The sequence below is a fragment of the Lawsonibacter faecis genome (assembly GCF_014287675.1).
GTDB lineage: Bacteria > Bacillota > Clostridia > Oscillospirales > Oscillospiraceae > Pseudoflavonifractor > Pseudoflavonifractor faecis.
The window spans coordinates 124,881-138,521 of sequence record NZ_JACOPQ010000005.1 but is presented as its reverse complement, the minus strand read 5'-3'; the positions used below and the strand labels follow the sequence as shown (position 1 = coordinate 138,521).

Annotated in this window: 14 protein-coding genes and 1 riboswitch; of the genes, 8 read left to right on the top strand and 6 right to left on the bottom strand. The window is 62.4% G+C overall.

Going from position 1 to position 13,641, the window contains the following annotated elements; genetic code table 11:
* The first annotated feature begins 1 nt into the window (after window position 1).
* The 4 genes from H8S62_RS07995 to H8S62_RS07980 all read left to right on the top strand — a co-directional run bounded on the left by H8S62_RS07995 (window position 2) and on the right by H8S62_RS07980 (window position 4,331).
* Window positions 2–838 (top strand): ABC transporter ATP-binding protein, encoded by an 837-nt coding sequence (locus H8S62_RS07995; RefSeq protein ID WP_155147639.1) that lies wholly within the window; start codon window positions 2–4, stop codon window positions 836–838.
* The gene (locus H8S62_RS07990; RefSeq protein ID WP_155147641.1) at window positions 835–1,482 is read left to right on the top strand and encodes an ABC-2 transporter permease; all 648 of its coding nucleotides are present in this window, start codon (window positions 835–837) and stop codon (window positions 1,480–1,482) included. The genes H8S62_RS07995 and H8S62_RS07990 overlap by 4 nt, the downstream gene beginning before the upstream one ends.
* A gap of 239 nt (window positions 1,483–1,721) precedes the next feature.
* Complete coding sequence (locus H8S62_RS07985; RefSeq protein ID WP_155147643.1) at window positions 1,722–2,129, top strand: hypothetical protein; 408 nt, start codon at window positions 1,722–1,724, stop codon at window positions 2,127–2,129.
* Between the two features lie 141 nt (window positions 2,130–2,270).
* A riboswitch (Lysine riboswitch) is annotated at window positions 2,271–2,437 on the top strand.
* 130 nt (window positions 2,438–2,567) lie between these two features.
* Complete coding sequence (locus H8S62_RS07980; protein WP_186918966.1) at window positions 2,568–4,331, top strand: Na+/H+ antiporter NhaC family protein; 1,764 nt, start codon at window positions 2,568–2,570, stop codon at window positions 4,329–4,331.
* A gap of 64 nt (window positions 4,332–4,395) precedes the next feature.
* On the opposite strand, the gene H8S62_RS18345 is transcribed toward H8S62_RS07980, so the two are convergent.
* The 5 genes from H8S62_RS18345 to H8S62_RS07960 form a co-directional block, all read right to left on the bottom strand.
* Window positions 4,396–4,527, bottom strand: a complete 132-nt coding sequence (locus H8S62_RS18345; protein ID WP_256284897.1) for a hypothetical protein — start codon at window positions 4,525–4,527, stop codon at window positions 4,396–4,398.
* A gap of 88 nt (window positions 4,528–4,615) precedes the next feature.
* Entirely contained in the window at window positions 4,616–4,840 is a 225-nt protein-coding gene (locus H8S62_RS07975; RefSeq protein ID WP_173023830.1) for a hypothetical protein, read from the bottom strand.
* Between the two features lie 5 nt (window positions 4,841–4,845).
* Complete coding sequence (locus tag H8S62_RS07970) at window positions 4,846–5,493, bottom strand: ABC-2 transporter permease (protein ID WP_279233745.1); 648 nt, start codon at window positions 5,491–5,493, stop codon at window positions 4,846–4,848.
* Window positions 5,493–6,356 (bottom strand): ABC transporter ATP-binding protein, encoded by an 864-nt coding sequence (locus tag H8S62_RS07965; RefSeq protein WP_155147651.1) that lies wholly within the window; start codon window positions 6,354–6,356, stop codon window positions 5,493–5,495. Before H8S62_RS07965 ends, H8S62_RS07970 begins: the two co-directional genes overlap by 1 nt.
* A gap of 1 nt (window position 6,357) precedes the next feature.
* Complete coding sequence (locus H8S62_RS07960) at window positions 6,358–6,732, bottom strand: GntR family transcriptional regulator (protein ID WP_155147654.1); 375 nt, start codon at window positions 6,730–6,732, stop codon at window positions 6,358–6,360.
* 188 nt (window positions 6,733–6,920) lie between these two features.
* Between H8S62_RS07960 and H8S62_RS07955 the strand changes: the two genes are divergently transcribed.
* Together H8S62_RS07955 and H8S62_RS07950 are read left to right on the top strand one after the other, a co-directional pair.
* On the top strand, window positions 6,921–7,772 hold the full coding sequence (locus H8S62_RS07955) for a helix-turn-helix domain-containing protein (RefSeq protein WP_186918965.1): 852 nt from the start codon (window positions 6,921–6,923) through the stop codon (window positions 7,770–7,772).
* Entirely contained in the window at window positions 7,765–9,834 is a 2,070-nt protein-coding gene (locus H8S62_RS07950; protein ID WP_186918964.1) for a HelD family protein, read from the top strand. Before H8S62_RS07955 ends, H8S62_RS07950 begins: the two co-directional genes overlap by 8 nt.
* Before the next feature lie 798 nt (window positions 9,835–10,632).
* Here H8S62_RS07950 and H8S62_RS07945 read toward each other — a convergent pair.
* A complete protein-coding gene (locus tag H8S62_RS07945) occupies window positions 10,633–11,487 on the bottom strand; it encodes an NYN domain-containing protein (protein WP_186918963.1) in 855 nt (284 codons plus the stop codon).
* Between the two features lie 130 nt (window positions 11,488–11,617).
* On the opposite strand from H8S62_RS07945, the gene H8S62_RS07940 reads away from it, so the two are divergent.
* Both H8S62_RS07940 and H8S62_RS07935 read left to right on the top strand, forming a co-directional pair.
* Window positions 11,618–12,085 carry an RNA polymerase sigma factor gene (locus H8S62_RS07940; RefSeq protein ID WP_155147660.1) on the top strand — a complete coding sequence of 156 codons (468 nt, stop codon included), beginning with the start codon at window positions 11,618–11,620 and terminating at the stop codon, window positions 12,083–12,085.
* 48 nt (window positions 12,086–12,133) lie between these two features.
* Window positions 12,134–13,624, top strand: coding sequence for a hypothetical protein (locus H8S62_RS07935; RefSeq protein ID WP_186918962.1), 1,491 nt, complete (start codon window positions 12,134–12,136; stop codon window positions 13,622–13,624).
* Window positions 13,625–13,641: the final 17 nt, after the last annotated feature.

Sequence of the window (13,641 nt, the reverse complement as noted above, 5' to 3'; positions counted from 1 at the left end):
TATGTCTGAGGTGCTCTCGGTTCAGGGCCTGTGCAAGTACTATGAGAAATTCCGCCTGGAAAACATCGCCTTTGACCTGCGGCCCGGGGCCATCACCGGCTTCATCGGACGCAACGGCGCGGGGAAGACCACCACCCTCAAGTCCCTCCTGAACTTCGTCCACCCGGACGCGGGGGAGATACGCTTCTTTGGCAAGACCTTCGGCGGGAACGAGACTGAGATCAAAAGCCGCATCGGCTTTGTCTCCGGCGGCGTGCACTACTATACGATGAAGAAGCTCAAGGCCATCACCGCCGTCACCGCGCGGTTCTATCCAGCCTGGGACGAGGGCGCCTACCGGAACTACCTGGAGCGCTTCTCCCTGGACGAGAACAAGACGCCCGGGGAGCTGTCCGAGGGCATGAAGGTGAAATACGCCCTGACCCTGGCCCTCTCCCACGGGGCGGAACTGCTCCTCCTGGACGAGCCCACCAGCGGCCTGGACCCGGTGAGCCGGGACGAGCTGTTGGAGATTTTCCTGGACTTGGCGGAGCGGGGGACCACCATCCTCTTCTCCACCCACATCACCTCCGACCTGGAGAAATCCGCCGACGACATCATCTACATTAAGGGCGGCCGGGTGGTGGAGCGGGGGGCCGTTGGGGACTTCCTCGCCAGGTACCGGGTGGCCCGCTGGACAGGGGAGGCCCCGGCGGGCGCACTCATGGGCGTCAAGCGGGATAAGACCGGCTCCAGCGCCCTGGTGGCCGCGGATTTCGCCGCCGGGGAGGGTGTGATACTGGAGGATGCGGATTTGGAGACCGTCATGGTTCACATGGAGCGGGAGGGAGCACAGTGAAGAATTTACTGTATAAGGAGGTTCGCCTGGCCCTCCATCCCACCAATTTTATCTTTCTCACCTTCTTCCTCATGGTTTTCATCCCCGGCTACCCCTACTATGTGGCCCCCTTCTGGACCATCCTGGGGGTCAACTTCCTCTGCATGAACGGCCGGGAGAACCACGACGTCGACTACTCACTCCTCCTGCCCGTGCGCAAGCGGGACATTGTAAAAGCCCGCATCACCGTGGTATGCGCACTGGAGCTGCTTCAGCTTCTGCTGGCTGTTCCGGCGTTTATCATCAAGGACGCGGTCATGCCCATGGACAATCCACTGGGCATGGAGGCAAATCTCGCCTTCGTGGGCATCTCCCTGGTGCTGCTGGGCGTGTTCAACCTGCTGTTCTTTACCCGCTATTATAAGAACACCAACAAGGTGGGCGCGCCTTTCGTGGTGGCCATGGCGGTCTACTGGGTGCTGCTGATTCTCGCCGAGGCCATGACCTACTTCGTCCCCTTCTTCCAATATGAGCTGGATACCCGGGGCACGCAGTTCCTGGGCGCCAAGCTGGCCGTCCTGGCGGTGGGCGCGGCGGCGTTCGCCGCGCTGACCTTCCTGGCCTACCGCAGCTCGGCCAAGTCCTTTGAGAAGCTGGACCTGTAAAAAGAACGGAGAGACAGACGTGGAGACGGCGGGCGGCCCGAATGGCCGCCCGCCGTCTCCGCGCCGCCCGGAACGGGCGGGGGCGCCGGCCGCTGAAAAACCCGGGATACCTGTTGCGGGGAGGGCGCCGATATGCTAGGATGAATTAACGGTAAAATAAGGGTGTGCCTGTAGCGGGCGGAAGAAACAAGGAAAATTTGAAGCCAGGAAAATCTGAAGCCAGGAAGGAGAACGCCTCCATGAGAGCTGTGAAAGGCCGGACCGATAAGCGCTTGTTCTGCATTTTTCTGCTGTCCCTGGCAATTTATATCGTCATCTTCGCGACCTGTTTCGTGGAGCTGCCGGTCAACCGCCCTCCCTGGCACATTGCCCTGCTTTTCTATTTTCACAGCATCCCCATGTTCTGCCTCCAGCTGCTGCTGTGCAGGCTGGCGAAGCTGCGCTGGCGGCTGCTGGTTCCGCTTGCTCCGATTGCAGCGACCGGGGTCGTCTTCCTGAGCGTTGTCCAGTGGGATCTGCTGGGGTGCGTACTCTATCTGGTCTGGTGCGCCGCCCCGGTTTTGGGGTGCGTACTTGCCTGGGCGGTCTGGGCGGTCGAACGGCTTGTCAAACGCAGGAGGAGGGACACGCGCCAAACGCCGGGCTGAGATGATTGGGCTGCCCGGCGGGCCGGCTGCGGGCGTGCGTGCAAAAATTGACCTAAAAACCAAAGAACCGCCGGAAGAAACAGGGTCAACGGCTTGACTTTTTCCACCCGCTGTGATAATCTGCTACAAAGTTAAAGTAAATAGTCGGATAGAGGCGCGGAGTTCATGCGTACCTCGGGGCAAGGCCAGGCAGCCGTCCCGGGGGAGAGGGGATTCCGCCGAAGGAGCGCCGGGCGCCTGACCCGGAATTCCTGGGCCGCGGGAGAAGATCCCGCGGACTGTCACAGTTGTGGAGCGCTATCCAAACGGCCCCCGGCCCGGACCGGGGACGTTGGGTTTTGTCATGCGCGCCATTGGGCCGCATGACTTTTTTTATTGTATTCCGGCGCTTAGAAATGGGCTTTTGTGTGGGCCCGAAAACTGTCTGGAGGGAACTATATGAGAAAGAGAAAAACCTGGCTCGCCAGGGCGGCGCTGCTTCTGCTGCTGCTCTTCGCCCTGACGACCACCGTCTTCGCCGCGGGTGATCCCACGGAGGAGCAGGGCACCAAGATGATCAAGTGCACCGAGTGCGGCGGCGTGGGCGGCTGCACCGTATGCCTGGGGACCGACCCCGCCTGCGAGAACTGCGGCGGCACCTACATCTGTCCCGCCTGCGAGGGCACGGGGTACATCCGGTCTTCCAGCAATTTCTTCAACACCCCCTGGGCGCTGCTGCCCCCGGTCATCGCCATCGCCCTGGCCCTCATCACCAAGGAGGTCTACTCCTCCCTCTTCATCGGCATTCTGGTGGGCGGCCTCCTCTACTCCAACTTCTCCTTCGAGGGCACCATCAACCACGTCTTCAGCGGCGGCGTCGTCGCCTCCCTGTCCGACGGCTACAATGTGGGCATCCTGGTCTTTCTGGTCATACTGGGCATCATGGTGTGCCTGATGAACAAGGCCGGCGGCTCCGCCGCCTTCGGCCGGTGGGCCAAGACCCACATCAAGAGCCGGGTAGGTGCGCAGCTTGCCTCCATTGTCCTGGGCATTCTCATCTTTATCGACGACTACTTCAACTGCCTCACGGTAGGAAGCGTCATGCGGCCCATCACGGACAAGCACAACGTCTCCCGGGCCAAGCTGGCCTATCTTATCGACGCCACCGCCGCCCCGATCTGCATCATCGCCCCCATCTCCTCCTGGGCCGCCGCAGTGGCGGGTTTTGCCGAGGACGGCCAGGGCCTGAACCTCTTTATCCGGGCAATTCCCTATAACTTCTACGCGCTGCTGACCATCGTCATGATGATCGGCTTGGTGGTCATGAAGGTGGATTTCGGCCCCATGGCCAAGCACGAGCAGAACGCCATCTACAAAAACGACCTCTTCTCCGGCTCCAACCCCTACGCCATGCTTGACGAGGAGACGGACGAGAATAAGGGCAGGGTCATCGATCTGGTGGTGCCCATCGTTATTCTGGTGTTCTGCTGCATCATCGGCATGATCTACTCCGGCGGCTTCTTCTCCGGCGCGGGCTTTGTGGAGGCGTTCTCCAACTCCGACGCGTCCATCGGCCTCATGCTGGGCTCCGCCTTCGGCCTGGTGTTCGCCTTTATCTATTACCTTATCCGCCGCTCCATGTCCTTTAAGGAGATGATGGCCTGCATTCCCGAGGGCTTCAAGGCCATGGTCCCCGCCATTCTCATCCTCACCTTCGCCTGGACCCTAAAGGGCATGACCGACTCCCTGGGCGCCAAGTTTTTCGTCCGCGACTTCGTGCGCACCTCCGCCACCGGAATCCAGATGCTGCTGCCCGTTATTGTCTTCGTCATCGGCTGCCTGCTGGCTTTCGCCACCGGCACCAGCTGGGGCACCTTCGGTATTCTCATCCCCATCGTGCAGAACGTGTTCTCCATGGACAACCCCCTGGCCATCATCTGCATCTCTGCCTGCATGGCCGGCGCCGTCTGCGGCGACCACTGCTCCCCCATCTCCGACACCACCATCATGGCCTCCGCCGGCGCCCAATGCGACCACGTCAGTCACGTATCGACGCAATTGCCATATGCCATATCGTGCGCGGTCATTGCCGGAATCTGCTACGTGGTGGCTGGTCTGCTGGCAAGCGTCGGCGCGCCGGGCATTATCGCCCTGCCTGTAGGCATTGTCATGATGCTGGGATTCCTGTTCTTTATGAAGAGTCGCCAGGCAAAAGCCGCCTGATGAGTGAAAGAACAGAGGGGCCGCACCTTATAGGTGCGGCCCCTCTGTTCTTTGGCGCGGCGGCTCAGGACTCCCTGGACGCCCGGTCCTCTTTTTCCAGGATGGCCTCAATGGCGTAGTCGATGGCGGGGATAGAGGTGGCGTTGCAGTAATTGCGGACCTTTTGCAGCTCGCGGATAGCCTCTTGCGCGGTCATGGACATCACCCTCCTCACTCTTTTCTGCTTCCATATTAACATAAGAGCGAGGCACGATTCAAGGGTGCAGCCCAATTTTGGCCCATACTCAGCGGCCAAAGGAACGGCGGAGCTTTTCCAGCTGTTCGGGATTCTCCACCCAGTTCTCCACATAGCCGCAGGAGAGGCAGACATATCGGATGACAGGGATCTTGCCCGACAGCGTCAGGGAGGAGGTATAGATATTGTTTCCGGAGGTATAGCGCCCGGGATTGTCCGGAATCCGCTGGATATCCCGGGCGCCGCACTTTGGGCAGATACGGGTGTGCAGCACGGCGCTCAGAGCTCCTTTTTACCGTAGATGCCCAGCGAGATGAAATAGGAGATGACGAATCCGCCGACAGACACCAGGGCCAGTACCACGGGCAGGGCGGCGGCAAGCCAGGCCGGGAAGGCGACCCCGCCGCCCGGGCCCAGATTCTTGGCCAGCTGGGTGATCAGCATGGCCCCGCCGAAGACGGTTACGAAGATGATGATGCTGATGATGCGGCTCTTCTCCGCGCCGAACTTGATGAGAATGGGCAGTATCACCGCGTCGAAGACCAGCGCCACGCACAGACAGGCCAGTACGGCGGCAATGGATTCCACCGGAGGCGAGTCGATGAGACCGGTCAGGCCCAGGACCAGCATCAGGACCAGAATCAGCGCGGACCCGGCCACCAGGACAATGAGGGCGGAGAGGTACCTGGCGGCCACCATCCCCGCCCGACCGGCGGGTGTGGCGGCGGCGTACTTGTCCCAACGGGCCTGATCGTCGTACCCCACGGAGGACATGGGCAGCATCATCCCCACCAGCACCACGATGCCGGGCAGGATAAAGGGCGTGAATACCCCGGCCACGGTAAGCCCGGCGTAGAGCACCACGAAGATGAGATAGTAGCTCAGCTGCTTGCGCATGACTAGAAAATCCTTATAGACAAGACCCATCATGACTGCACATCCCCCTTCACGGTAAAGACCATAATCTCCTCCAGCGTCACCGGGTCCACGGTGAGGCCGGGGTAGAGCCTGCGGAATTTTTCCTTGTTTTGAATCAGCGCCTCGCAGCCGAACTGGCTGGTGCGCCGGCCCACCACAAAGGCGTCGTCCACCGCCGCCATGTCGGCGCGGGAGCAGACCAGGCGGCCGTACTGCTCTAACAGCTCGTCCTTGGCGCCCTGGATGGCCACCTGCCCCCGGTGGAGGTAGACCACGTAATCGGCCACCTTCTCCAGGTCGGAGGTGATGTGGCTGGAGATGAGGATGGCGTGGTCCTCATCCTGGATGAAGTTTAGAAACTCGTCCAGAATCTCGTCCCGCACCACTGGGTCCAGCCCGCCGGTGGCCTCGTCCAGTATGAGGAGCTTGGGCCTGCTGGAGAGGGCCGCGGCGATGGAGAGCTTCATCTTCATGCCCCGGGAGAACTCCTTGATGTACTTGTCCGCGGGCAGGCTGAACTTGCGCAGATAGTCCTGAAAGAGGCCGCTGTCCCAATGCTTATAGACCCGGCGTAGGATTTTCCCCACATCGGGGGCCTTCAGCGTGTCGTGGAAGGTGGACTCGTCCAGCACCACCCCGATGTCCTCCTTCACCAGCCGCTCGTCCTTGATGTTATCCCGGCCCAGGAGAAGAATCTCCCCGGCGTCCCGGCGGATGAGGTTTAAAATGCACTTGATGGTGGTGGATTTGCCCGCGCCGTTCTCGCCGATGAGGCCCACGATGGACCCGCCGGGCACGCAGAAGGACACGTCGCTGAGCTTGAAGGACCCGTAGTCCTTGGTAAGATGTCTGATTTCAATGGCGTTTTCCATATCAGTCGTCTCCATATAAGATGTTGAGGGTGTCGCTCAGCTCCGCCAGGGAGACGCCGCCCACCTTGGCGATGTCCACGGCCTGGGAGAGATGCTCCTCCACCCTGCGGAGCGTCTCCTCCCGCGCCAGCTCCGGATTCTGCGGGGCCACAAAACAGCCCTTGCCCGGCACGGTGGTGATGAACCCCTCTCGTTCCAATTCCTCGTATGCGCGCTTGGTGGTGATGACGGAAATGCGCAGCTCCTTGGCCAGCAGCCGCATGGAGGGCAGGGCCTCGCCCTCCTCCAGCTCCCCACGCAGAATGAGGCCCTTCATCTGCCGGGTAATCTGGTCGTAGATGGGCACGCCGCCCGCGTTGCTGATGATAATGTCCATTGGTGCACCTCAATGTCATACTGTATATATTCAGCATATACAGTTAAGCACAGTTATACACGGTTGTCAAGAGGAAAAAATAAGAATGCCGCCCGTGTGCAAAAATTTTCTGATAAAACGGCAAGAATGATAAAAACTCCCGCCGCTCTCATCTGGTATACTGGACCAAGCAAAAGGAGGGATCATAGGTGCCGGACAACAACGTCAAGAAGATTACTGCCGCGATTGACTATATCGAAGGCCGCCTGACCCAGCGCCTGGATCTGGACGTGGTGGCGGAGGCGGTGCACTACTCCAAATATTATCTGCACCGCACGTTTTCAAAACTGGTGGGGATGACCATTCACGACTATATCCAGCGCCGGCGGCTGACCGAGGCCGCCAAGCTGCTGGTCTTCTCCGCCCAGCCCATACTGGAGGTCGCGCTCCTGGCGGGGTATGAGAGCCAACAGGCGTTCACAAGTGTGTTTACCGCCATGTACAAGCTGCCGCCCAACCAGTTTCGTGAGAACGAGCGCTTTTATCCGCTGCAATTAAAATTTGAGTTTGGGGGCAGCTACCATATGCTGAGAAGCCGGGAGCCATTGGAGTGGGAGGTCTCCTTTGCCGGGGAGGCGGATATACCCTGCTGGATGGAGCTGGTCCGCCTGGTGGTCGACGGCTTTCCGCATCTGGAGGAGGAGTCCTATGTCCGCACGCTCAGGGAGCGTATCGCCACCGGCCAGGCGCTCATTCTCAAGGACGGCGCGGCCGCCGTGGGGATTTTGCTCTTCTCCCGGGAGAGCGGGAGCATCGACTTCATGGGCACCCACCCGCTCTACCGGGGGAAGGGGATTCCGAGGGCTCTCCTGGACAAGGTGATGGGTGGGCTGCTCCGGGAGCAGGAGATCAGCATCACCACCTTCCGGGCGGGGGACAGGGCCGACACCGGGCACCGCAGGGAGATTGTGGAGCTGGGGTTTGCCGAGGCGGAGCTTCTGGTGGAGTTCGGGTACCCCACCCAGCGCTTCGTCCTGCCCCGGGAGGACGGGCATGTGTGAGGGGCGCAGCCCCGCCGTTCCCTTTCCGGAGGAGCTGCACCGCCTGGAGGAGGTGGAGCGCAGCCTGGAGCAGGCCCTGGACGAGGCGGAGGCGGCGGTGGAGAGAATAGACCGGGAGTACCGGGAGGAGAAGCGCTACATGTCCCAGTACCGGGGGGAGATCGACCCTCACGAGATGTTCCAGAACGAGCTGGCCCTGCGACAAATCGACGGCTCCGGGGCCTTCGCCGTCAAGGAGCGCAATCGGCTGGCCCGGCTGAAGGAGGCCCCCTATTTTGCCCGGGTGGACTTCCGGGCGGATGGAGAGGAAGTGGCGGCGCACTATATCGGCCCCTTCGCCTTCCGCCATGAGAACGAGCTGCTGATCTGCGACTGGCGCTCCCCGGTGGCGGGCCTGTTTTACGACTGTGAGGTCGGCCCCGCGGGCTATGACGCGCCCGTGGGCCGGGTGGAGGGCGCCCTCACCCGGAAGCGGCAGTTTAAAATCCGGGGCGGAGAGATGGAATATGCCCTGGAGACGTCGGACAATATCCGGGACGATGTGCTCCAGCGGGAGCTGAGCCGCACCTCGGACGAGAAGATGAAGTCCATCATCGCCACCATACAAAGGGAACAGAACCGGATCATCCGCAGCGAGCGGACGGGCACCATGATCATCCAGGGGGTGGCCGGGTCCGGCAAGACCTCCATCGCGCTCCACCGCCTGGCCTTTCTCCTCTACCGGCATAAGGACACGCTGTCCGCCGGCAACGTGGCCATTCTCTCGCCCAACAAGGTCTTCGGCGACTATATCTCCAACGTCCTGCCCGAACTGGGGGAGGAGCCCATCTGCGACCTTAGCTTTCAGGACATCGCCCGGATACAGCTTGAGGGGGTGATCGGCTTCGAACCCGACAGGGACCCCCTGGAGACGGACGACCGGGCCTGGGCCGAGCGGGCACGGTTCAAGTCCACGCTGGAGTTCGTGGGCCTGCTGGACCGCTATCTGGAGGGACTGACCGGCCGGGTGCTCCGGGACGCGGACTGCGTCCTCGGGAGCTTCACCGCGGGGGCGGAGCTGCTCAAGAGCCGGTTTGAGGCATACGGAAAGTTCCCGGTGAAGCGGCGGCTGCAGATGATCGCCGACGACCTCCACAGCCGGTTTTCCTCAGACCGGGAGCTGGGAGACGAGGCGCCGGGCGCTCGGACCGTTTTAAAGGGCCTGAGCGGACTGCTGAGCGTCAAGAACACCCTGGCCCTCTACAGGGACTTCTACCGGTGGCTGGGCCGGCCAGAGCTGCTGGACCTGCCGGACAGGAAAACGCTGGAGTGGGCCGATGTGTACCCTTTCCTGTATCTCCACGACGCCTTTGAGGGGCTCAAGTCCGGCAGCGCCGTCCGACATCTGGTGGTGGATGAGATGCAGGACTATACCCCGGTACAGTACGCGGTCCTGAACCGGCTGTTCCGGTGCGACAAGACCATCCTGGGGGACTTCGGCCAGTCCATTAACCCTAACCGCCTGAGCACCCTGGAGGATTTGCGGCAGATCTATTGCGGGGCCCGGTATATTTCGCTGAACAAAAGCTACCGATCCACTTATGAGATAATCCGTTTCTCCGCCCGGCTCCAGGGCGTCCACGCCCTGGAGCCGGTGGCGCGGCACGGGGACGAGCCGCAGGTGTTCCGCTGCTGCGGCCGCAGGGCGGAGGCGGCGCGGATAGGCGCGCTGATCCACCGCTTTGAGGGGAGCGGCTACGCCTCCCTGGGCGTTATCGCCAAGACCAACCGGGACGCCCGGGCTCTCTACGAGCTGCTGGGCAGGCGGCCCGGGGTCCGCCTGCTCACGCCCGAGAGCGGAAGCTTTTCAAACGGCGTGATGGTGACGTCTGTGCAGATGTCCAAGGGGCTGGAGTTCGACGAGGTCATCGTCGCGGGCGCCGACCGGGCCGCCTACGCCACGGAGTACGACAGGGGGCTGCTGTACGTGGCCTGTACCCGGGCGATGCACCGCCTCTCGCTGACCTGCCGGGGGGAACCGTCCGCGCTGCTCCGCCCCGGCGTCCCGCCCACCGCCGGCTGAAAAAATGATAAAAATCAGAGATGCCCCGGACGCAGACGTCCGGGGCATCTCTCAGCTTGTCAAAGAAGCCCATTGGGGCTTCTTTGACAGAAGTCTGCATGGCGGATGGGGCTTGATTTCTTGAGAAAAGTCGCCCCATCTGTAATGAGAAGTGCCATTTCTGAAGCGCATGCTCCCAGAAATGACGAATTTTCACTTAATTCCGTCATCTTCGGACGACGGAACTCTGCGAGGCTTGCTCTGCGGAGGTTTTTTGGCATCTCTGATTAGCGGTATAATGATGCGGGATGGGCGGTGTTCCTATAGGGCGTACTCTCTGGGGGAAAAGAACCGTCCCATGCCTACCATGGCATTACTTGCGCTGCTTGTCTCTGAGACAGATATGCTTTACATGGGGTGCGCTGGTCTGCCGGGCGTCCGCCCCAACGGGCCCAGGGCCCGCCGGGGACCCCGTATTTTTTTCAAATCACCCGGAGTGAATCCGGATGATTTCAAGGCTTCGCCCTTGCGGGAGCCGGGCGAAACGCTTGACGCGCCGCCCGGCGCGGAGTGGCCGCCCGGCGGGGGCCTGCGGCATTACTTGCGCTGCTTGTCTCTGAGATAGATATGCTTTACATGGGAGGCACTGGTCTGCCGGGCGTCCGCCCCAGCGGGCCGGGCCCGCCGGGGACCCCGTATTTTTTTCAAATCACCCGGGGTGAATCCGGATGATTTCAAGGTTTCGCCCTTGCGGGAGCCGGGCGAAACGCTTGACGTGCCGCCCGGCGCGGAGTGGCCGCCCGGCAGGGGCCTGCGGCATTACTTGCGCTGCTTGTCTCTGAGATAGATATGCTTTACATGGGGGGCACTGGTCTGCCGGGCGTCCACTTCAAAGCGGTCCAGGCTCTTCACCAGATTGGTGAGCTTGGAGAAGCCGAAGTTTCGCGGGTCGAAGTCGGGCTGCTTTTTGACCAGGAGGTTCCCAAGCTCGCCCATAAAGGCGTACCCGTCCTCGTCGGCAATGCTCTCCAGGGAGTCGGCAATGAGGTCCACCACCGCCTTGGGCACCTTGGGGCTCTCCTCGGGCGGCTCGGCGGGTTTGACCTCCGGCTCGGGGGCGGGCTCGGCCCCGGAGGCCTTCTTTTTCGGGGCGGGCGTCTTCCTGGCGGGCTTCTTCACGGCCTCCGGCTCCGGCTGGGAGGCCCTGGCGGCCTCGGCCCGGGCCTTCTCCCCGGCGGCGCGGATGACCTCGATGTACACAAATTTGTCGCAGGCGACGATAAAGGGCGCGGGGGTCTTCTTCTCGCCCATGCCGTAGACCTTCATCCCCGCCTCCCGGAGCCGGGTTGCGAGACGGGTGAAGTCGCTGTCGCTGGAGACCAGCACAAAGCCGTCCACCCGGTTGGAGTAGAGAACGTCCATGGCGTCGATGATCATGGCTGAGTCGGTGGCGTTTTTCCCGGTGGTGTAGCTGTACTGCTGAATCGGGGTGATGGCATACTCCAGCAGCAGGGACTTCCAGGTGCCCATGTTGGGCGTGGTCCAGTCCCCGTAGATGCGCTTGATGGTGGGATTGCCGTAGACCGCCACCTCGGCCATAATATCCCGCAAGGCGGTGCGGGGGGCGTTATCCGCGTCGATGAGCACCGCAAGGCGCAGGTCTTGTCTGTCCATAGCGTCTCCTTTTGTAGTTGCAGCAGTATAATTTCCTGTTAATGCCAGTTTACCACAGCAAAAAAGATTTTGCAACCATTGCAGCATTTCCGCGTCTAAAAGCGTATATAGGGTGAAAGGGGGCAACACGATGGACCCCAACCGGTTGGAATTCGCAGTCAAGCAGCATGAAAATACCCTCTACCGCGCCGCGCTGGCCATCCTGGCCGACGTCCAAGAGGCGGAGGACGCGGTGCAGGACGCCTTCATCGCCTACCTGGAGAAGGCCCCGGACTTCGACGGCCCGGAGCACGAGAAGGCCTGGCTCATCCGGGTGACGGTAAACGGCTGCAAGAGCCGCCTTCGGGCCCCCTGGCGGCGGAGGACCGCGCCCCTGCTGGAGACCTACCCAGCCGCCACGCGCGAGGAGGGAGAGACCCTGGAGGCGGTGCTGGCCCTGCCGCCCAGGGAGCGCGCCGCCGTCCACCTCTTTTATTACGAGGGGTACAGGACCGCTGAGATAGCGGCTATGACCGGCGAGGCGGAGGGCACCGTCCGCGCCCGCCTTTCCCGGGCCAGGAAGAAGCTGAAGCATCTGCTGGAAGACGAAACCCCATAGGGACACGGCTTGTCGTGTCCGCGTTTTCCGGATAGAAAGGAGCATATTTTGAAACATTACCGCGCCTATATGGACCGTGCCGCCCTCAGCGGCGAAGCGCATGAGCGGCTGATGGACCGCCTTCAGGAGGCGGAGGACCCCACGCCGCGGCGTATGAAGCGGCAGCTTTCCCGCTGGGCGGCGGCCGCCGCCTGCTGCGCCCTGGTCTGCCTGACCCTCTTCGGCGTCTGGCGGGGGATCGGCGGCGCCGGGACTGCCGCGCCCCAGCTCTCCAACGACGCGCCTCCCGGCGTCAAGGACACCTACGGCCCCGGCGAGGTGGCGCCGGACGGTCAGGTCATGCCCGTGGAGACCACCGACCCAGCCCAGGCGGACGGCGACCCCTATGTCCTCCGGCCCGAGGGGCCCTTCCAGGAGGGGGAGGTCCACTCCAACTTCGCCTTGATCTCCGTGGAGTATGACAGCCTCCCGGAGATAGCCGCCTCCATTGCCATGCCGAAGGGCTGGTTTGAGGAAGCCCTCACCCGGGAGCAGATGGCGGCCATGCTCGCCGGCGCGGACGGGTCGGCCGTCCCCTGGACCCTCTCCTGGGACGGCTACGACGTGACCGGACGGGCCGTCTACGACGGGATGGGAAACCTCTGGCGGGTGGAGCTGAGCGGCGTGAGCCGGGAGGACGGGCGCAATTCCTTCTCCCTCACCGCCAAGCCCGGCGGCGTGCCGGAGGACTGCGCGGTGGATGTGAATCAGAAGAGCACCGAAATAAACGGTATTCAGGTCTTCGGCAGCAACAGCGGCCGGTACGGCTGGGACGACAGCGGCGCGCTGGGCTATGTCTATAAAACCGTGCTGCTGGCCGGCGGCGTGGGCGTCCGCTTTCAAGCCAGCAATGTGGACGAGGAGCAGGCGGCAATGCTGGCCGACGCCGCTGCCAACACCTTTGCCAGGGCGGACGGGGCCCTCTGCCTGGACGGGCTGCTGACCTGGGGCGGGGACATCCCGGAGTGGCGCAGCGAGAACCTGACCCTGGACGAGGCCCGGGCGGAGCCGGAGCTGGGCCTCCATGTCCCGTCGGATATCCCCGACGGCTTCACCTTCGGCGGCGCAAGCCGGGAGCTGGGGCAGAACCGGGACTACCTATCCCTCTGGTGGGAGGGGTACTACACGCACATCAGCATCACCGTCCAGCGGCCCTTTGAGGAGGCGGCGGTGATGGACACGGACGATAAGAAGTACTACGATCAGAGGCTCTACACCATCCCGTACTGCGACAGCGTGCCCGACGAGGTGATGTTCGGCGGCTTTCAGGACCCGGTCTTCCGCTACGAGGACCTGACCCTGGACGTCATTGAGGCCCGGCTTACCTATGCGGACAGCGATGCGGGGGACATCTCGGGCTACCGCGGCAATTTCACCGTACTCTACCCCGACGGGCTGGTGGCCCACTACAGCGTCAAGGGCGTCACCCCCGCAGAGATGGCCCAGATGCTGGGCCTGGGGCTGGAGATGTGCGAGGGGCTGCCCGTACCCACGCCGTAAAAGGCCTATAGACCATA

Coding starts and splice junctions, on each gene's coding strand:
- H8S62_RS07995 (WP_155147639.1), top strand. CDS start 2: ATGTCTGAGGTGCTCTCGGTTCAGGGCCTGTGCAAGTACTATGAGAAA.
- H8S62_RS07985 (WP_155147643.1), top strand. CDS start 1,722: ATGAGAGCTGTGAAAGGCCGGACCGATAAGCGCTTGTTCTGCATTTTT.
- H8S62_RS18345 (WP_256284897.1), bottom strand. CDS start 4,527: ATGACCGCGCAAGAGGCTATCCGCGAGCTGCAAAAGGTCCGCAATTAC.
- H8S62_RS07970 (WP_279233745.1), bottom strand. CDS start 5,493: ATGGGTCTTGTCTATAAGGATTTTCTAGTCATGCGCAAGCAGCTGAGC.
- H8S62_RS07960 (WP_155147654.1), bottom strand. CDS start 6,732: ATGGACATTATCATCAGCAACGCGGGCGGCGTGCCCATCTACGACCAG.
- H8S62_RS07965 (WP_155147651.1), bottom strand. CDS start 6,356: ATGGAAAACGCCATTGAAATCAGACATCTTACCAAGGACTACGGGTCC.
- H8S62_RS07980 (WP_186918966.1), top strand. CDS start 2,568: ATGAGAAAGAGAAAAACCTGGCTCGCCAGGGCGGCGCTGCTTCTGCTG.
- H8S62_RS07950 (WP_186918964.1), top strand. CDS start 7,765: ATGTGTGAGGGGCGCAGCCCCGCCGTTCCCTTTCCGGAGGAGCTGCAC.
- H8S62_RS07940 (WP_155147660.1), top strand. CDS start 11,618: ATGGACCCCAACCGGTTGGAATTCGCAGTCAAGCAGCATGAAAATACC.
- H8S62_RS07945 (WP_186918963.1), bottom strand. CDS start 11,487: ATGGACAGACAAGACCTGCGCCTTGCGGTGCTCATCGACGCGGATAAC.